16 protein-coding genes and 1 pseudogene are annotated in these 18807 nt (G+C 64.4%); 9 read left to right on the top strand and 8 right to left on the bottom strand.

Annotation, left to right across the window (positions count from 1 at the left end; translation table 11 throughout):
- The first annotated feature begins 389 nt into the window (after window positions 1-389).
- Window positions 390-1019 carry a glutathione S-transferase family protein gene (locus ACU8HS_RS20740; RefSeq protein WP_447015113.1) on the top strand — a complete coding sequence of 210 codons (630 nt, stop codon included), beginning with the start codon at window positions 390-392 and terminating at the stop codon, window positions 1017-1019.
- Window positions 1020-1028: 9 nt separating this feature from the next.
- Here ACU8HS_RS20740 and ACU8HS_RS20735 read toward each other — a convergent pair whose 3' ends face one another.
- The 4 genes from ACU8HS_RS20735 to recA form a co-directional block, all read right to left on the bottom strand.
- Window positions 1029-1880, bottom strand: a complete 852-nt coding sequence (locus tag ACU8HS_RS20735) for an AraC family transcriptional regulator (RefSeq protein WP_112705269.1) — start codon at window positions 1878-1880, stop codon at window positions 1029-1031.
- A gap of 91 nt (window positions 1881-1971) precedes the next feature.
- Window positions 1972-2469, bottom strand: a complete 498-nt coding sequence (locus tag ACU8HS_RS20730) for an STM3941 family protein (protein ID WP_113499192.1) — start codon at window positions 2467-2469, stop codon at window positions 1972-1974.
- Window positions 2470-2501: 32 nt separating this feature from the next.
- Window positions 2502-5156 carry an alanine--tRNA ligase gene (alaS, locus tag ACU8HS_RS20725; RefSeq protein WP_447015112.1) on the bottom strand — a complete coding sequence of 885 codons (2655 nt, stop codon included), beginning with the start codon at window positions 5154-5156 and terminating at the stop codon, window positions 2502-2504.
- A 170-nt stretch (window positions 5157-5326) separates the two neighbouring features.
- The gene (gene recA / locus ACU8HS_RS20720) at window positions 5327-6415 is read right to left on the bottom strand and encodes a recombinase RecA (protein WP_112567542.1); all 1089 of its coding nucleotides are present in this window, start codon (window positions 6413-6415) and stop codon (window positions 5327-5329) included.
- A gap of 229 nt (window positions 6416-6644) precedes the next feature.
- Between recA and ACU8HS_RS20715 the strand changes: the two genes are divergently transcribed.
- Both ACU8HS_RS20715 and ACU8HS_RS20710 read left to right on the top strand, forming a co-directional pair.
- Complete coding sequence (locus tag ACU8HS_RS20715) at window positions 6645-7589, top strand: carbohydrate kinase family protein (protein ID WP_447015111.1); 945 nt, start codon at window positions 6645-6647, stop codon at window positions 7587-7589.
- A 30-nt stretch (window positions 7590-7619) separates the two neighbouring features.
- A complete protein-coding gene (locus ACU8HS_RS20710) occupies window positions 7620-8546 on the top strand; it encodes a pseudouridine-5'-phosphate glycosidase (RefSeq protein WP_112567538.1) in 927 nt (308 codons plus the stop codon).
- 115 nt (window positions 8547-8661) lie between these two features.
- On the opposite strand, the gene cckA is transcribed toward ACU8HS_RS20710, so the two are convergent.
- On the bottom strand, window positions 8662-11265 hold the full coding sequence (gene cckA, locus ACU8HS_RS20705; RefSeq protein ID WP_112705265.1) for a cell cycle histidine kinase CckA: 2604 nt from the start codon (window positions 11263-11265) through the stop codon (window positions 8662-8664).
- A 307-nt stretch (window positions 11266-11572) separates the two neighbouring features.
- Between cckA and ACU8HS_RS20700 the strand changes: the two genes are divergently transcribed.
- Complete coding sequence (locus ACU8HS_RS20700) at window positions 11573-12763, top strand: flagellar biosynthetic protein FliO (RefSeq protein WP_447015110.1); 1191 nt, start codon at window positions 11573-11575, stop codon at window positions 12761-12763.
- A gap of 109 nt (window positions 12764-12872) precedes the next feature.
- Here ACU8HS_RS20700 and dksA read toward each other — a convergent pair whose 3' ends face one another.
- The gene (gene dksA / locus ACU8HS_RS20695) at window positions 12873-13292 is read right to left on the bottom strand and encodes an RNA polymerase-binding protein DksA (RefSeq protein ID WP_112567532.1); all 420 of its coding nucleotides are present in this window, start codon (window positions 13290-13292) and stop codon (window positions 12873-12875) included.
- Window positions 13293-13569: 277 nt separating this feature from the next.
- On the opposite strand from dksA, the gene ACU8HS_RS20690 reads away from it, so the two are divergent.
- From ACU8HS_RS20690 to ACU8HS_RS20670, 5 genes and pseudogenes are all read left to right on the top strand, one after another.
- A complete protein-coding gene (locus tag ACU8HS_RS20690) occupies window positions 13570-14064 on the top strand; it encodes a SixA phosphatase family protein (RefSeq protein ID WP_447015109.1) in 495 nt (164 codons plus the stop codon).
- Between the two features lie 72 nt (window positions 14065-14136).
- Window positions 14137-15612, top strand: a complete 1476-nt coding sequence (locus ACU8HS_RS20685; RefSeq protein WP_112567528.1) for a YcjX family protein — start codon at window positions 14137-14139, stop codon at window positions 15610-15612.
- A complete protein-coding gene (locus tag ACU8HS_RS20680; RefSeq protein WP_112756361.1) occupies window positions 15609-16688 on the top strand; it encodes a TIGR01620 family protein in 1080 nt (359 codons plus the stop codon). Before ACU8HS_RS20685 ends, ACU8HS_RS20680 begins: the two co-directional genes overlap by 4 nt.
- 211 nt (window positions 16689-16899) lie before the next feature.
- Window positions 16900-17451, top strand: a complete 552-nt coding sequence (locus ACU8HS_RS20675; RefSeq protein ID WP_112567524.1) for a hypothetical protein — start codon at window positions 16900-16902, stop codon at window positions 17449-17451.
- 162 nt (window positions 17452-17613) lie between these two features.
- Window positions 17614-17832 (top strand): annotated as a pseudogene (locus ACU8HS_RS20670) (hypothetical protein); the annotation flags it as partial.
- A 27-nt stretch (window positions 17833-17859) separates the two neighbouring features.
- Here the strand turns inward: ACU8HS_RS20670 and folK are convergent.
- Both folK and folB read right to left on the bottom strand, forming a co-directional pair.
- Complete coding sequence (gene folK, locus ACU8HS_RS20665) at window positions 17860-18387, bottom strand: 2-amino-4-hydroxy-6-hydroxymethyldihydropteridine diphosphokinase (protein WP_447015108.1); 528 nt, start codon at window positions 18385-18387, stop codon at window positions 17860-17862.
- Complete coding sequence (folB, locus tag ACU8HS_RS20660) at window positions 18368-18736, bottom strand: dihydroneopterin aldolase (RefSeq protein ID WP_112567520.1); 369 nt, start codon at window positions 18734-18736, stop codon at window positions 18368-18370. The genes folK and folB overlap by 20 nt, the downstream gene beginning before the upstream one ends.
- Between the last annotated feature and the right edge of the window lie 71 nt (window positions 18737-18807).

Genomic DNA, 18807 nt, shown 5'->3' with positions numbered 1-18807 from the left:
TTGTTGCCGGATAAAATCGGATCCCGTCGCTAATTTAGTAGCAACTTTCGCAAATAAGCCTCGCGTAAGTTGCAAGGCCTATCTGGAAACTCACCCGGACATGGAGGTTCCGATGGTCAAGACGAGTATTGTCCCCGAATTCCTGCAGCTTGTAAGGCTTCTCCCGCGGCGCGAGGGCCAGGATATGATTGTCTTTTATCTCGATCTCGCTTTGCTGGAGACCGGGACGCAATATTACAATCAGCGTTGGCGCTCCCCTCCCGGCGAGGCTTCCGGGATCACGCCGACGCCGGTCGCGCCGCCTGCGGCTGTGAAGGTGCCGCCCTCTCCAAGGGTTGAAATCTCCCGCGCCGGCGCTACGAAAACAACATGGGAGAGAGGAGACCAGGATGAGCGAGGAAATCACCTTTTACACCAATCCGATGTCGCGCGGCCGGATAGCGCGGTGGATGCTGGAGGAGACCGGCGTCCCCTACCGTACTGAAATCCTGACCTTCGGCGGGACGATGAAGGGCGCGGACTACCTTTCCGTCAACCCGATGGGCAAGGTGCCGGCGATCCGTCACGGCACGACGATCGTGACGGAATGCGCGGCGATCTGCGCCTATCTTGCGGATACGTTTCCGCAGGCGGGCCTCGCGCCGCAGCCCGATGAACGCGCCGATTATTACCGCTGGATGTTCTTCGCCGCCGGGCCGCTGGAAGCTGCCGTCACGCTGAAGGCGCTCGGCTTCGAAATCCCGCAGGAGCGGTTGCGCATGGCCGGCTGCGGTTCCTTCGGCGATGTCATGGGCACGCTGGAAAAGGCGGTCTCGGCCGCCTCCCCCTATATTGCCGGCCAGCGTTTCACGGCCGCCGACGTCTATGTCGGCTCGCATATCGGCTGGGGCCTTGCCTTCGGCAGCATCGAAAAGCGCCAGGCCTTCGTCGACTATTTTGGCAGGCTGTCAGAACGTGATGCCTATAAGCGGGCAACGGCGCTGGATGAAGCGGCGGCGAAGGCGATGCAGGCCGCCTGAGCGTTTCGCTCAGGCCAGTGGCATATAGATATCGGTCAGCAACTCGGTCGGCGCGACCTCGCGCGGATTGTTGAGATATTCCTCGAACATGACGCGATCCCGGATCTGCCGGCCGGAGGCTGGCAGCCACTGGGCGTAGAGCCACTGATAGGCCTTGTGCATGTCGGCATAAGGCCCCTTGTGATGCAGCACGGCATAATCGCCGCCTTCCACCAGTCGCCGCTCCAGGGGAGCGTTGGCGGTCGTCTCCTGCCCGGCCGTGACACAGGCGACGGAGCGCAGCTTTTCCGGCAGCACGAGATCGGGATCGTCGAGATAGACGCCGATCATCCGCATCTCGGGCCTTGCCAGCCCGCGGGCGTAGAGCGTGCCGAACAGCGTTTCGAAAGCCTTGCCGATCTCCATGTAGGAGCCGGTATGGGCAACGCCGACGAGTTCGAGCGGCGGGATGGTTTTCAGGGTGACATCAAACATGGCTGGTGCCTTTCCGGAGATTGAGGGTTCGAACTGCTTGTGGCTTCCCTCTTTCCGGTAGCGCGCCGGCGGCATGCCGTAGACCGATTTGAAGATGCGGTTGAAGGACTGGAGATTGGGATAGCCCGATCGCTTCGCAATCTCGCTGACGCCAAGCTCGGTGCGGACGATCTCGCCCGCCGCGCGATGCAGCCGCAGCCGCTTGACGGTCGCCGCCAGCGTCTCGCCGTAGATCGCCCGATAGATCCGGTGCCAGTGATAGCTCGACAGGCAGGCGATCTCGGCCAGCCGCTCCATATCCAGATCCTCGTCGAGATGATCGTGAATATAGGCCGAGACCCGTCTCAGACGGTCCTCGTAAAGCGCCCATGCCGTTTCGCCTGTCATGTCGAACCTCGCTCTTCGATCGGCCGCAACAAAGCATAACCCGATTTGACAAATCCTGCGGACTTGAGGCTCGCATGAAAGCGCGTGGCGATTAGCCTTGGCGCACGGCCTGCGCCCGCTCCTGAAGCTCGGACAGAATCTGCTCCACCGGATGGTCGAGACCGCTGACCGAAAAGGTCAGATAGTCGTTCGACTTGCCGAGCGCCTTGTTGTTGAGGCGCGTCATGCGCGAGATCGTCAGCCGTGCGGCTGCGGCCGGTGTGATCTGGAGTTCGATGAAGGGCTGCCTGTGCACCTGGAATGCGCGGACAGCCACAAGGTCAGCCCAACCGATCCGCTGGGGAGCGACTTCGGTCACCAGAAGGCCCTCGTCAGCAAAATCCATCACCGGACGCCGGTCAAACGCCTTCCGGAGGAACGCGATGAAGGCGACGAGAAAAAGCACGCCGAGGAGGCCGAGCACGACGGATACGCCGTTCACGCCTTCCTTCTGATAACCGGCGAAGCTGAGGGCGGCCAGAAGCGCCGTCATCAGCAGCGAGAGAACGGCAAGACCGATCGTCTTGCCTGGAGAGCGATGGACTTTCACAGGGAACCTCCTGCCCTCCGGGTCTTTGTCGATCAGCTGGCGAGTGCCGCTGCGACAGCCTCAAGCGCTTCATCGGCCTTGGATCCATCCGGGCCGCCGGCCTGCGCCATGTCGGGGCGGCCGCCGCCGCCCTTGCCGCCAAGCGCTGCAGAGGCGACGCGAACCAGATCGACGGCGCTGAAACGATCGACGAGATCGGGCGTGACGGCCACGACCGCGCTCGCCTTGCCGTCTTCGGACACGCCGATCAGCGTCACGACGCCGGAGCCGAGGCTGGCCTTGCCGTCATCGGCGAGACCCTTGAGGTCCTTCGGATCGACGCCGGCCACGGCCTTGCCGAGGAACTTGACGCCGGCGACCTCGCGCACGGCATCGGCAGAACCGCCCTGCCCGCCGCCCATGGCGAGCTTGCGCTTGGCATCGGCCAGTTCCTTTTCCAGCTTGCGGCGCTCGTCCATCAGCGCCTCGACACGCGCCACAACGTCCGAAGGCTGGACCTTCAGCGACGCGGCGAGCGTCTTCACGCGCTCGTCCTGCTCGGCAAGATATTCGCGCGCCGATTCACCGGTCACGGCCTCGATACGGCGAACGCCCGCACCGACGGCGCTTTCGCCGAGAATACGCACGAGACCGATCTGGCCGGTCGCCGAGACATGCGTGCCGCCACAGAGTTCGATCGAATAGGGCCTGTCCTTCTTGGCGCCGTGCAGGCCCGTGCCCATCGACACGACGCGCACTTCGTCGCCGTATTTTTCGCCGAAGAGCGCCATTGCGCCTTCCGCGATGGCATCGTCGACGCTCATCAGGCGTGTCGTCACCGGCGCGTTCTGCAGCACGATCTCGTTGGCCATCTCTTCGACGACCTTGAGCTCTTCGGCCGTCATCGGCTTCGGATGCGACACGTCGAAGCGCAGGCGCTCGGGCGCGACCAGCGAGCCCTTCTGGGCAACGTGCGTGCCAAGCACCTCGCGCAGCGCCTCATGCAGAAGATGGGTGGCCGAATGGTTGGCGCGCAGGCGCGAACGCCTGATATGATCGACCGTCAGCGCGACGGCTTCGCCGGCCTTGACCACGCCTTCGACAACCGTGCCGGAATGCACGAACAGGCCCTCGCCCTTCTTCTGCGTGTCGGAAATTTCGATCCTGCCGTGATCGGTGGAGATCACGCCGGTATCGCCCATCTGGCCGCCGGATTCGCCGTAGAACGGCGTCTGGTTGACGACGATCTGCACCTTGTCGCCGGCCCTGGCTTCGGCTGCGACAGCACCGTCCTTGACGATCGCCTGCACCACGCCTTCGGCCGTCTCGGTGTCGTAGCCGAGGAATTCGCTCGCGCCGTGTTTTTCTTTCAGCTCGAACCAGACCGTTTCCGTGGCCTTCTCGCCGGAACCGGCCCAGTGCGAACGGGCCTCGGCCTTCTGGCGCTCCATCGCATCGGTGAAGCCGGAAATGTCGACGCCGATCTCGCGGGCACGCAGCGCGTCCTGCGTCAGGTCGAGCGGGAAGCCATAGGTATCGTAGAGCTTGAAGGCGGTCTCGCCGTCCAGCATGTCGCCCTTGGACAGGTTGACGGTCGCGTCCGAGAGAAGCGACAGGCCGCGCTCCAGCGTCTTGCGGAAACGGTTTTCCTCGAGCTTCAGCGTTTCGGAAATCAGCGCCTCGGCGCGCACCAGCTCCGGATAGGCGCGGCCCATCTCCTGCACCAGCGTCGGCAGCAGCCGGTACATCAGCGGCTCCCTGGCGCCGAGAAGCTGGGCGTGGCGCATGGCGCGGCGCATGATACGGCGCAGCACGTAGCCGCGGCCCTCATTCGACGGCAGCACGCCGTCGGCGATCAGGAAGGCGGAGGAACGCAGGTGGTCGGCGATGACGCGGTGGCTGGCATTGCCCTCGGCCTTGACGCCGACGGCATCCTCGATCGTGCCGGTCAGCGTGCGGAACAGGTCGGTATCGAAAACGCTCTGCACGCCCTGCAGGACGGCCGCCATGCGCTCCAGGCCCATGCCGGTATCGATCGACGGACGCGGCAGCGGGTTGCGAACGCCGGGCTCGGTCTGTTCGAACTGCATGAAGACGAGGTTCCAGAATTCCAGGAACCGGTCGCCATCCTCTTCCGGCGAGCCGGGAGGGCCGCCCCAGATATTCTCGCCCTGGTCGATGAAGATTTCCGAGCACGGGCCGCAGGGGCCGGTATCGCCCATCTGCCAGAAATTGTCGGAGGTCGGGATGCGGATGATCTTGTCGTCGGAGAAACCGGCGATTTTCTTCCACAGCGACGCGGCTTCCTCGTCTTCCGAATAGACCGTCACCAGCAGCCGGTTCTTCGGCAGGTCGAAACCTTCGGTGACGAGCTTCCAGGCAAGCTCGATCGCATTCTCCTTGAAATAGTCGCCGAAGGAGAAATTGCCGAGCATTTCGAAGAAGGTCAGGTGGCGCGCGGTATAGCCGACATTGTCGAGGTCGTTGTGCTTGCCGCCGGCGCGCACGCATTTCTGCGAGGTCGTCGCCGTCAAATAGGGACGCTTTTCGAGGCCGGTGAAGACGTTCTTGAACTGCACCATGCCGGCATTGGTGAACATCAGCGTCGGATCATTGCGCGGCACGAGCGGGCTTGATGGAACGACCTCGTGGCCGTTCTTCTTGAAATAGTCGAGGAAGGTCGACCGGATATCGTTTACACCGCTCATTTCATGCCCTTCGATGCTGCCAGCAGGCAGGTAAAATTAAATCCATCGGCTTTTATCGTCCGGCCCTGCCACTGTCCAGCATACAAACAAAGTCCGGCACACAAACAGAACCGGCCGCATTCTCGTGAGGGAATGCGGCCGGTTCGAATTCGCTTTGCGCTCAGGCTGGATTACATGTCGCCATCGCCTGCATCGTCGCCGGCGTCCGGGCCGCCGTTCTGCAGGAAGCGGTCGGCGATCAGGCCGGCATTCTGGCGAAGCGCGGTCTCGATCTCGCGGGCGAGATCCGGATTGTCGCGCAGGAAGATCTTGGCGTTTTCGCGGCCCTGGCCGAGACGCTGGCTGTTATAGGAGAACCAGGCGCCGGACTTCTCGACGATGCCGGCCTTGACGCCGAGGTCGATGAGTTCGCCGGTCTTCGACACGCCCTCGCCATACATGATGTCGAATTCGACCTGCTTGAAGGGAGGCGCCATCTTGTTCTTGACGACCTTGACGCGCGTCTGGTTGCCGATCACCTCTTCGCGCTCCTTGACCTGGCCGATACGGCGGATGTCGAGGCGGACGGAGGCATAGAATTTCAGCGCGTTGCCGCCGGTCGTGGTTTCCGGCGAACCGAACATGACGCCGATCTTCATGCGGATCTGGTTGATGAAGATCACCATGCAGTTCGACTTGGAGATCGAGGCCGTCAGCTTGCGCAGCGCCTGGCTCATCAGGCGGGCCTGCATGCCCGGCAGGTTGTCGCCCATTTCGCCCTCGATTTCGGCACGCGGCGTCAGCGCTGCAACGGAATCGACGACGAGAACGTCGATGGCGCCGGAGCGCACCAGCGTATCGGTGATTTCGAGCGCCTGCTCGCCGGTGTCGGGCTGCGAGATCAGAAGGTTCTGCAGGTCGACGCCGAGCTTGCGGGCATAGACCGGATCGAGCGCATGTTCGGCATCGACGAAGGCGCAGATGCCGCCCTTCTTCTGCGCCTCGGCAATGGTCTGCAGCGCCAGCGTCGTCTTGCCCGAGCTTTCCGGACCGTAGATCTCGATGATACGACCCTTCGGCAGGCCGCCGATGCCGAGAGCGATATCGAGGCTGAGAGAACCTGTGGAAACCGTTTCGATCTCGACGATGTTCTCGTTCGAGCCGAGTTTCATGATCGAGCCCTTGCCGAACGACCGCTCGATCTGTGAGAGTGCCGCTTCGAGCGCCTTGCTTTTGTCCACCGATTTGTCCTCTACGAGCCGCAATGAATTCTGAGACATTCGATCCACCTTTAGGTTATTGACGCTGCTCTAGCAATGTCGCCGCTGATGCGAAGTTTGTACCCCATTTGTTCTTATTTCGCAATGGGGTTGCAAATATCTGAAAGAAAAAGGTAAAACGGCCCGTGTTCTATTTTTGTTTTATCGATGCAAAGCAACGGCTTAGTGCGTCCCGCCCTGTGGATGCGACAGCGTCCGCCGCCATTCGATTCGCTTGCGGAGTGCAGAAATGAACGCCAGGATTCTCGTTCTCGGCGGCGCCCATATCGATCGCCGCGGCCGTATTTCCGGCGAGACGGCACCGGGCGCCAGCAATCCCGGCACATGGTTCGAGGAACCGGGCGGCGGCGGCTTCAACGCGGCCCGCAATCTTGCCCGGCTCGGCTTCGACGTGACGATGATTTCGCCGCGCGGCGGCGACCCGATCGGCGAGATGGTGAGCGAGGCGGCAGACTTTGCCGGCATCGACGACCGCCCCTTCGTCTTCCTCGACCGCAAGACGCCGAGTTACACGGCGATCATCGAGAGGGACGGCAATCTCGTCATCGCGCTGGCCGACATGGAACTCTACCGCTTCTTCGTGCCGCGCCGCCTGTCGATCCGCTGGGTGCGCGACGCCTTTGCCGCCACCGATTTCGTCCTCTTCGACGCCAACCTGCCGGAGGAGACCGCAGCCGCGATCGTTTCCAGGGCCAATGCGCTCGGCAAGCCGGTTGCCGCGATTGCCATTTCCCCGGCCAAGGTCGTGCGCCTTCTGCCCTGCCTTGAAGGCATCGACTATCTCTTCCTCAACGAAGCCGAGGCCGCGGCACTGACCGGCGAGCGGCCCGACGATGCCGCCGCCTGGCCATCCCTGCTCGGTGACATCGGCATCGGCGGCGCGGTCGTCACCCGCGGCCAGCGGGAACTCGTCGCCTTCAAGGACGGGCGCGCCCTTCTCCTGCAGCCGCCGATCTCCGATACTGTCGCCGATGTCACCGGTGCGGGAGACTCGCTTGCCGCCGGCACGCTGGCGGCCCTGATGCTCGGCCATCCGCTGGAAGAGGCGGTTCGCCACGGCGCGGCGGCGGCCGCACTCACCGTCCAGTCGCATCACGCGGTGAGCGAAAATCTCTCTCCCGAATTGCTCCGCGACATGCTTTCGCTTGTCCCGGCGGCGAGAATTCTGCAATGAAGCGGCAACATCGATAAACGGATACGGATCATGACCAAACCCTTCTCGCCCCTGCTGCCGATCTCCTATTCGAAGGAAGTGGCCGCCGCCAAGCAGCGCGGCGCCCCGATCGTCGCCCTCGAATCGACCATCATCACCCACGGCATGCCCTACCCCGGCAATATCGAAATGGCGCGCAGCGTCGAATCGATCATTCGCGACCAGGGTGCCGTTCCCGCCACGATCGCCGTCATCCACGGCACGCTGCATATCGGCCTGGAGGCCGCCGAGCTGGAACAGCTCGCCAGGGCCAAGGACGTGATGAAAGTGTCGCGCGCCGATATCGCCTTTGCGATCGCCGAGCGCCGCACCGGTGCCACCACCGTTGCCGCCACGATGATTGCGGCCGCGCGCGCCGGCATCAAGGTCTTTGCGACCGGCGGCATCGGCGGCGTGCATCGCGGCGCGGAAGAGACTTTCGATATTTCCGCCGACCTTGAAGAACTCGCCCGCACCGGCGTCATCGTCGTCTGCGCCGGCGCCAAGGCGATCCTCGACATTCCGAAGACGCTGGAAGTGCTGGAAACCCGCGGCGTTCCCGTCGTCACCTATGAAAGCGACGAATTCCCGGCCTTCTGGTCGCGCTCCTCGGGCATCCCAAGCCCGCTGACGTTGAACAGCCCGGCCGCGATCGCCAATTTCCAGACGACCCGCGAACAGCTGGGGATTGATGGCGGCATGCTGATCGCCAACCCCGTTCCCGAAGCCGATGAAATCGCCCGCGAGGAAATGGAAATCTATATCGAGCGCGCGCTCGACAGCGCCGAACGCGACGAAATCACCGGCAAGGCGGTAACGCCATACCTCTTGAGCACGATCTTCGACCTGACCGATGGCCAGAGCCTGAAGACGAACATCGCGCTGGTGGAGAATAATGCGCGGCTGGCGGCAGAGATTGCCGTGGCGCTGGGCGAGTAATGAATGACGGGGCGGGCTGGACCCGCCCTGCCGACGCATTTGTGCGGCAGAATTCCCTGTCGAAAGGGGGGGCCGCACGCACTGCCGGCGCTGACCGCCTGCATCACTCGACCCGTCAGCTATCCAGCGTCTCTTTCACCGCCACGGCCAGCTGCTTCAGCGAGAACGGCTTCGGCAGGAAGCCGAACTTGGCTTCCGGCGGCAGGTTGCGGGCAAAGGCATCCTCGGCATAACCGGACACGAAGATGAATTTCAGGTCCGGATATTTCTTGCGCAATTCGCGCAAGAGCGACGGCCCGTCCATTTCCGGCATCACCACGTCGGAAACGACGATGTCCACCTTGCCTTCGAGCTCGTCCATGATGTCGAGCGCTTCTACGCCCGAGCCCGCCTCATAGACCGTATAGCCGCGCGTCTCCAGCATGCGCTTGCCGCCGCGGCGCACCGCCTCCTCGTCCTCGACGAGCAGGATGACGGCAGAGCCCGTCAGGTCTTCCGGCTGCTTCGGCTGCACCAGTTCCACGACATTGGCGCCGCCCGAAGCAACCGCCTGATCGGCGGCATCCGCTTCGGCGGCGACGGCCGGCTCGACGATATGGCGCGGCAGGAAGATGCGGAAGGTCGTGCCCTTGCCGACTTCCGATTCCGGCTGGATATAGCCGCCGGACTGCTTGACGATGCCATAGACCATGGCAAGTCCGAGGCCGGTGCCCTTGCCCACTTCCTTGGTGGTGAAGAAGGGCTCGAAGATCTTGTCCATGATCTCGGGCGCGATACCGGTGCCGGTATCGGTCACTTCCACCAGCACCATGTCCTCATGCGGCATGTAGGAATAGTTGAAGGCCGCGACTTCGGCGGCAGGAAGGTTACGGGTGCGCAGCGTCAGCGTGCCGCCCTGGGGCATGGCGTCGCGCGCGTTGACGCAGAGGTTGATCAGCACCTGCTCGAACTGCGACAGGTCGGTCTTCACCGGCCAGAGATCGCGGCCATATTCGACATCGAGCTTGACGTTCGTGCCCGAAATCAGCCGGTCGACCAGCATGCGCAGGTCGCCGACGACATCGGTGAGGTTGAGCACGGTCGGCCGCATCGTCTGCTTGCGCGAAAACGCGAGCAGCTGGCGCACGAGAACGGCGGCGCGGTTGGCGTTGCGCTTGATTTCCATCAGGTCGGCAAAGCTCGCGTCGGCCGGCCGCGCCTGCAGGAGCAGGTGGTCGGAGGAGAGCAGGATCGCCGTCAGCACGTTGTTGAAGTCGTGCGCGATGCCGCCGGCAAGCGTGCCGACCGCGTTCATCTTCTGCGTCTGGGCCATCTGCGCCTCAAGCGCCTTCTGCTCGGTCACTTCGACCGCATAGACGATGGCCGCCTCCTCGGGCGCCTCGTCGGACTGGTCGATGACGGCGTTGACGTAGAAGCGAAAGAAGCGCGCCTCGTCGGTCGGCGTGCGGGAATCGATCGGCGCGATATCGCCCTGCCGGTCCTTGGCGGCGGCAAGGGCTTCGGCAAGCTGCGGCCGGTCGCTTTCCTGCACGATGGTTTCGAGCAGCGCGCCACGCTCCAGATCGTCACGCGAGACGATATTGGAAAAGAGTTTCAGGAACGGCGCGTTGGTGCGCAGGATCTTGCCCTTGCCGTCGACGGACGCAATCGCCATCGGCGTATTGTTGAAGAAGCGCGTGAAGCGCATGGCCGCCGCCGAGGCGGACTGCCCGCTTTCCTCACCCGCATCGCGCGTCAGCACGATCGTGCGGCTTTCGCCGGGCGCCCCGTCGCGCATGGACGTGACGCGGTGGATGATCTGCACCGGCAGGCTCTGGCCGTTCGATTTGCGCAGGTCGAGGTCCAGCGTCACGGTCTTCTTGAGCCCCGGCTCGGCCTGCACCGACTGGATCAGCGCCAGCCCCTCGCCGGCGACGAGATCGCCGATATTCATCGAGCCCGGTATGAATTTGGTGAGATCGAGGCCCAGCCACTCGGCCAGCGTTGCGTTCAGGTAGAAGATCTCGCCCTTGCGCCCGGCGGAGAAGAAACCGGACGGGGCGTGGTCGAGATAGTCGATCGCGTTCTGCAGCTCCTTGAAGAAGCGCTCCTGATCCTCGCGCTCGGCGGTGATGTCGGTAATCTGCCAGATCTGCAGCGGCTTGCCGTCGCCGTCTTCCGCCTTCAGGAGCCGCGCCTTCAACCGATACCAGTGCGCGCCGGCGCTGCTGCCAGGCCCGACGGCGCGCAGCAGGCGGAATTCTTCGCGCCCTTCCCGTCCCTCGCGCAGACCGTTCACCAGCCGGTAAAGCGCCTCGTTCGATTCGCGGTGGCGCGACAGCAATGTCTCCAGCGTCTGCACCTCGGTCGCCTTGCGCGCGCCCGTCAGCGCCCCGTAGGCGGCGTTGGCATAGACGATGCGCCCCTTGTCGTCGGTAATCAGCGTTCCGTCGGGATGGCTGTTCAGGAAAGCGCGCGCCAGGCCGTCGGACTGGCGCTGCGGCATGACCTCGATGAAGCCGATGACGGAGGAGACGAGGAAGAAGATGCCGACCATGGCAAGAACGCCGAGACAGCCGAGCACCAGCTCGTTGCCGAGCGAATCCTTGAAGAAGACGAAGGCGGCCGCCGCCGCGATCAGCACGATCGCCAGCAGAATGATGCGTATCGCCGTGCCCGAACGCCCCTCGCGGTCCACAAGCGGCGCGTTATAGTCGTCGACCTGACGCGATTTCGTCATCTATTCCTCGCATGAGCCTTATCCGCCCCGCGCGTAACACCGTCGCGCAGCGGGAATCAGGCATTCTTCTCCTTCTTATCAACTTGCCGCGCCGGCAAAAACAGCAGGCTTTCGTGAGACTGCTTGAATTCACAGGCAAACGCGCCAGTTTGCCCGTGAGTTCGCCGGCCTGCGCGCAGCCGGTCCCGGCCAAATGGCCGCAGAACACGAAATCGCGTTCGCCGGTGACTGGACAGACAGGCCGGCTCTTGCCTAAGGAGCGGAAACGTCGTCTGTTGTGCCAAAATGCGAAATGGAGTGAGTGCCTATGTTCGATGATGTTGTAGGGGCATACGGTAGCAACTTTCTGGTCGCCGCCGGCGGCGTCGGCCTTGCCCTCATCCTGCTCGTCCTGGTTCTCTGGTTCCTGCGCAGCCGCGCCCCCTCGCCCTTCGTGCGCGGCGGGCGCAACCGCCAGCCGCGCCTGCAGGTGCTGGATGCCGCCGCCGTCGATGCGCGCCGCCGCCTGGTGCTCGTGCGCCGCGACAACGTCGAACATCTCGTCATGATCGGCGGCCCGACCGATATCGTCATCGAAAGCCGCATCCTGCCGGAAGGCGAAGCCGAAACGGCGGGTGATGCCCGCCCGCAGCCGGCCGAGGAGCCGGCGGCCGTCCAGCCGCGCCGCGAACCGCCGCCCGCCCCGCAGCCGAGGCCGGTCGCCCCTGTCGCCGCACCGCCTGTCGCCGCACCGCCTGTCGCCGCACCGCCTGTCGCGGCAAGCGCCGAGCCCGATTTCGAACCCTACAGCCCGGCACCGGCTCCGGTCATCGCCCCGCCGGTCATCGCACCACCGGCCGAGCCCATCCGCCAGCGGCCCGAACCTTCGGTCGCTCCGGCCGTTGCGCCGCCCATGTCCGGCCAGCAAATGACCGGGCAGCAAATGACCGGGCAACAAATGACCGGGCAGCAAATGACCGGGCAACAAATGACCGGCCAGCAAATGTCCGCGCCGCAGGTTTCCGCCCCGCCGCTTACAGCCGAGCGCGACGGCCCGCAGCGCGTGTCGCAGCTTCCGTCCCGCCAGCCCGAACGCCCCGCGCCGCAGCCTGTGCCGGATGCCGCCAGTGCCGCCGATATCCTCGACGCAGCCCGCCAGCGCGTGCTGCCGCAGCAGCGCATCGAGCCGGAAGTGTCGGCCCCGCCGGCCCAGGCCATGCCCGTCGCCTCCCGCGGCACGCCGCTCGCGGCTGAGGACGGCGGCCTGCAATCGGCCGCCATCCGCCGCGATTTCCAGCGCATCCTCGATGAGGAAATAGCAGCCGGTCCGGCCGCCGAGCGCGTGGTTCCCGCACCCAATGCGCAGCAGGCGCGGCCCGCCCCGCAGCCCGGCCCCGCCCAGCCGGGATCGATGCCGCGCCGCGACCCGGAAATGGCGCCGATCACCGGCGCCGATGCCGCCCTTCAGAAGGAAGTCGCCCGCATTTTCGGCGAAATGAGCGTCAATCGCGACAAATAGCAGTCGGCTTGCGTGAGCCCGGCGCAAAACCGCCAAAACAAAAAGGCACCGCGATCGTCTCGCGGTGCCTTTTCAATTGCCGGTTGGGTCAATTGCCGGTCGGGAGCGCTTATTCGTCCCGGTAAACCTTTTCGCGGCGCTCGTGGCGCTCTTGCGCTTCGATCGACAGCGTGGCGATCGGGCGGGCGTCGAGGCGCTTGAGACCGATCGGCTCGCCGGTTTCCTCGCAATAGCCGTAGGTGCCGTCTTCGATGCGCTGCAGGGCTGCGTCGATCTTGGAGATCAGCTTTCTCTGGCGGTCGCGGGCGCGAAGTTCGATGGCCCGGTCGGTTTCGGAGGAGGCACGGTCTGCAAGGTCGGGGTGGTTTGCGCTTTCTTCTGCGAGGTGATCGAGAGTTTCGCGCGCTTCGCGGAGGATGTCGTTTTTCCAGGCGATCAGCTTGGCCCTGAAATAGGCCCGCTGATTTGCATTCATGAATTCCTCGTCCTCCGAAGGAACATAATTGCTAAGATCGATCTTCTCACTCAACGCGATTCTCCTGAAGAACATCTCATCTGGCCGGGTGTATATCCCAAGCGCTATCCGCGATTCAAGCCAAATAAGACAGGTAAACAGATTTTTAAATCTGTCACAATTTTAAGCTAACAGTCTATTTTCTCACCATTATTCGGAACGGCGATTTTAGCTTCGCCATCAAAACGCCCTCTCCGCCATGCCGTTTCGCGCCGTTGAGGGCCGGCCGGCAGTTGACGTTGCCGGACCGCAACCGCTACTGAAAAGGCTCCGTTCGAAGCTGGATTTGCCCATGGCCGCCCTCCTGCCTCCGCCCCATCGGATCTACCTGCTGCGTCATGCCGAAGCCGCCTGGGCCGAGCCCGGACAGCGCGATTTCGACCGCCCGCTCAGCCGGAAAGGCTTCGGCGATGCCGAGATCGTCGCCGACCGCGCCGCCGACAAGGGCTACCGTCCCGATATCCTGATCAGCTCGACGGCCCTTCGCTGCCGCGACACCGCCGAGGCCGTGCACCGCGCCATGGGAGAGGCGCTCGACATGCGCTTCGTCGACACGCTCTACAATGCCTCGCTCGATACCTATCTCGAAATCATCGACGCGCAGGATGCGGCAAGCGTCATGCTCGTCGGCCATAACCCGACCATGGAGCAGGTCCTTTCGGCGCTGATCGGCCAGAAGGCCATGGCGGCCTCCGTGCCGAAAGGCTTTCCGACAGCCGGGCTCGCCGTCATCGATTACGTCGCGACGACGTCGGCCTGGCGTCTCGTCGATTTCGTCATCGACTGAGCTTTCGCGCCGCTTCTTTTTCAGGCAGGGACGGTTTCCTATATTGCGGACAGTGCCATCAGGGATCCCGATTTGCCGCCACGCCTGACAACCTTTGCCGACGATGCGCTGATCGCGCTTGATAACCTTGCCGACCGTGCCAGCGGTCTCGTCAATCCGACCATCCGGCTCGGCGTCACCGGCCTTTCCCGTTCCGGCAAGACGGTCTTCATTTCGTCGCTGGTCCACAATCTCCTGCATGGCGGCCGGCTGCCGCTCTTCGAGGCGGTGCAGTCCGGCCGCGTTTCGGCCGTTCGCCTGGAGCCGCAGCCCGATGACGCCGTGCCGCGTTTCCAGTACGAGGATCATATCCGCGCGCTGGTGAAGGAGCGCATCTGGCCGGATTCCACCCGCGCGATTTCCGAGCTGCGCATCACGCTCGACTATCAGAGCGCCAGTTCCTGGACGCGCATGTTCTCGCCCGGCCGCCTGTCGATCGATATCGTCGATTATCCCGGCGAGTGGCTGCTCGACCTGCCGCTGCTCGGCAAGGATTTCCGCACCTTCAGCGAGGAAACCATCGCTCTTGCCGCAACCGGCATCCGCCGGGAACTGTCGAGCGGCTGGCTGGCGCTGACCAAGGCAACGGACATCCACGCCACGGCCGACGAGATGGCCGCCCGCGCGCTTTCCGCGAGCTTCGCCGATTATCTGAAGGCCTGCAAGACGGACGAGCGCTCGCTCTCCACCCTGCCGCCCGGCCGTTTCCTGCTGCCCGGCGATCTCGACGGCTCCCCTGCCCTGACCTTTGCCCCGCTTGCCCTGCCGCCCGAGGGCCGCGCCGGGCGCGGCTCGCTCTGGGCGATGATGGAGCGCCGTTACGAGGCCTATAAGTCCGTCGTCGTCAAACCCTTCTTCCGCGAGCATTTTGCCAGGCTCGACCGGCAGATCGTGCTGGTCGATGCGCTGCAGGCGATGAACCGCGGCCCGGAGGCCGTGCAGGATCTGGAGCGCGCCCTGACCGACGTGCTCGCCTGCTTCCGCCCCGGCACCAATTCCATCCTGTCGTCGCTGCTCGGCCGGCGCATCGACCGCGTTCTGGTCGCCGCCACCAAGGCCGACCACCTGCACCACGAAAGCCATGACCGGCTGGACCGGCTGACGCGCCGTCTCGTCGATCGCGCCATCGACCGCATCGGCATGGCCGGCGCCGGCATCGACGTCATGGCGCTCGCCTCCGTGCGCGCCACGCGCGAGGCGACCGTGCGCCGCGACGGCCACGACCTGCCCGTCATCGTCGGCACGCCCATGGCCGGCGAAAGGATCGCCGGCGAAACCTTCGACGGCGAGCGCAAGACGGCGATCTTCCCCGGCGATCTGCCGGACAATCCGGAAAGCCTGTTCGAGCGCATCGAGGCCGGCGACAGTTCGGTCGAACTGCCCGACGTCAGCGTCGTGCGCTTCCGCCCGCCGCAGCTCGAGGAAACCGGCGGCGGCATCAAGCTTTCCGTGCCGCATATCCGCCTCGACCGCGCCATGCAGTTCCTGTTCGGAGATCGCCTCGCATGAGCAAGCCGCCGATCGACCAGCCCAATCCGCCGCGCCGGGCGCCTGCCGCCTTCGCTTACGAGGAAGAGAACGCCGCGCCCGAAACGCCGCGCGCCGAGCGCCGCAAGCCGGCAAGCTTCTCCGGCGAGGTCGTGCTGACGCCGGACGAGGACGATCCCTTCCTCAATCCGGAACAGGATCCGAGCCCGCTGCCTGTCGCCAGCCCGCGCAAGCGTCGCACCTCCCTTGCCGGCATTGCCGCCGGCGCCTTCGGCATCCTGCTGTCGCTCGCCTTCGGCCTGTGGACCGACCGGCTGATCCGCGATCTCTTCAGCCGCGCCGACTGGCTCGGTTACACCGCGCTTGCCGTCCTCGCGATCGGCATCCTCGCCGTTATCGCCATCGCCATCCGCGAGACGGCGGGCATGATGCGCCTTGCCGCCGTGCAGACCGTCAAGGCCGAAGCCGATGCCGCGATCCTGGAAACCCGCCCCGCCAGGGCGCGCGCGGTCGTCGCCCGCCTGACGGGGCTGCTTGCCAGCAAGCCTGAAACCGCCAGGGGCCGCGCCACGCTGAAGGAGACCGAAGGCGAGGTCATCGACGCGCCGCATCTGATTGCGCTTGCCGAGCGCGAGCTGCTTGCCCCGCTCGACCGCCGGGCACGCGCGCTGATCGTCAATTCCTCCAAGCGCGTGTCGATCGTCACCGCCGTCAGCCCGCGCGCCGTCGTCGATCTGCTCTACGTGCTCTACGAGTCCGCCCGCCTGATCCGCGCCATGGCCGAACTCTATGGCGGCCGGCCCGGCACGCTCGGCATGCTGCGACTGATGCGCGACGTGCTCGCCCACCTTGCCGTGACCGGCTCGATCGCTGTCGGCGACAGCCTGGTGCAGCAGGTCCTTGGCCACGGCCTTGCCTCGAAGCTGTCGGCCCGACTCGGCGAAGGCGTCATCAACGGCCTGATGACGGCGCGCATCGGCATTGCCGCCATGGATCTCTGCCGCCCGCTGACCTTCCGCGCGCTGAAACGGCCGGGAATCGGCGATTTCATCGCCGACCTGACGCCCTCGATGACGGCACGCAACGGCAATCCTTAAGAAGGCGGCGAATTTCGCCGCATTGCCGGCCGATTTCGGGTGGCGCGAAAAATCATAGCGGATTCAAGGCGCTATAGCTGCGGCCTCAGAGACGTCGCCTTGCGAAAGCCTTGTATCTCCATGCATTTCAGCGCCGCCGGAAAGAAATGATTAACCATTCTTCGGCAAAACTTCCGACCAGTTCCCGAGTGGTGTTTGCCAAGGAAAATCCATGTACTCGCGCAAGTTTCTTTTTGTATGCGGCCTGGCCGCCGCGGCATTGTCTCCGGTGGCAGACGTCGCTTCCAACGCCACTGCCGCAACCCGCGACAAGGCCTTCTTCGAATCCGTTGCCGGCACCTGGAAGGGTCCGGGCGAAATCGTCGCCGGCAAATACAAGGGCACCAAGTTCACCTGCAATCTCGTCGGCTCGCCGACCGAGGATTCCTCTGCCGGCATCAAGCTGGACGGCACCTGCCGCGTCGGCGTCTTCAAGCAGCCGATGACCGCCGTCATTTCCCAGTCCGGCTCCACCTACAAGGGCAAGTTCCTTGACGGAGCCGAAGGCAAGGGCCTCGATGTCGTTTCCGGCGCCGTCACCGACGATACCGTCGTTGTCGGCATCAACCGCGCCAAGCTGAACGGCGCCATGATCGCCCGCGTGCGCGACGACAAGACCATGAACGTCACCGTTTCGGTCAAGGTGGAAAGCCAGATGATCCCGGTCATCGGCCTGACCCTGACGCGCCAGGTGGACGAAATGGCGGTCGGCTCCATCCAGTAAGCCGTCTGCTTCTCGCGGGTTTTCCAAGCGGCGGTCTCCCGCCGCTTTTTGTTTGGCCAAAATTTATCGCCGAGCGGGATCGTTTCCCCTCGCACGTCGTTCTTCCTGGATGCCGGGGCTTGTCCCTGCGCAACCAAGGAGGCCGATGACATGAACACGGACGACAAGGATACTTCCACCAAGAGCCTGAGGCTCGCCGAGGAATATCTGCGCCTTGGTGGACGCCGCCGCTGCAAGATCGACGACAACATCACCACTGTGCGCCAATGGGAAAAAGACCCGCCGGAGGCCGAACGTTTCTGGCAGGAACGGGTTCAGCCGCTGTCTGCCGCTGACCGCAAGCAGGTGGAGGATTTCCTGCCCAGCATCAATTCGCCCTGAAGACAGGCTCGGCAGGGCTTTATGCCGTCAGGGCCTGCGCCACCAGCCGCGGTCCTCGTTGGCGATCTCGATACCCGCGACGTCGGCGCCGGCCAGCCAGTCGGAGACAGCCCTGCCCCGGACCGTGAGTGCGGGCGCGATATCGGCAAGCGGCATCAGCACGAAGCCCCGCTCCGTCATGCGCGGATGCGGCAGTTCCAGCCGCGGCGCGTCCTGCTCGACGCCCTCGAAGGTCAGCACGTCGATATCGAGCGTGCGCGGCCCCCAGCGCTCGATGCGCTCGCGCTTCATGTCCCGCTCGATCGACAGGCAGAGGTCGAGCAGCGATTCCGGCGCCATCAGGGTTTCCACCGCCGCGCAGGCGTTGAAGAAATAGGACTGGTCGGTCTTGCCCCAGGGCGGCGTGCGGTAGAGCCGGGAGACGGCGGCCACCCGGCAGTCCGCGCGGGCGTCGAGCGTGGCAAGCGCTGCCGCCATCGCCCTGACCGGATCGCCTATATTGCCGCCGAGGCCAAGCGTTGCGAGACGGAAGGGATTATCGGGCACGATGCTCAACAGTCACCTGCACGAAGTCGAGCACGCCGGGGATCGGCGCATTCGGCTTGCGCACGGTGATCCTGGCCCGGATGATCTGCGGGAATTTCTTGCACAGTCCCTTGGCGATATCGAGCGCCAGCGCCTCGATCAGGTAGCGCCGCTGGCCGACGACGATTTCCTCGATAATGGTGAAGGCGGTGCCGTAATGCACGGTTTCGTCGATGGAATCGTTTTCCAGCGCGCTGCCCGCTTCCACCTCCAGTTCGGCATCCACGAAGAAACGCTGGCCAAGGAATTCCTCCTCGGCATGCACGCCGTGGCGGGCGAAGAAGGCGCAGTTCTGCATCAGGATCGTATAGGTGCCCATGACGGCCTCTTCTCTAGAGCGTGTCGTGCGAAGGTGTGCGGCACCTCTGCGATAGCGACATGCGTAAAACA

The sequence above is a fragment of the Rhizobium sp. KDH_Rht_773_N genome, from assembly GCF_052946295.1.
The sequence above is the reverse complement of the archived record's forward strand: the minus strand, read 5'-3'. Positions and strand labels throughout refer to the sequence as shown.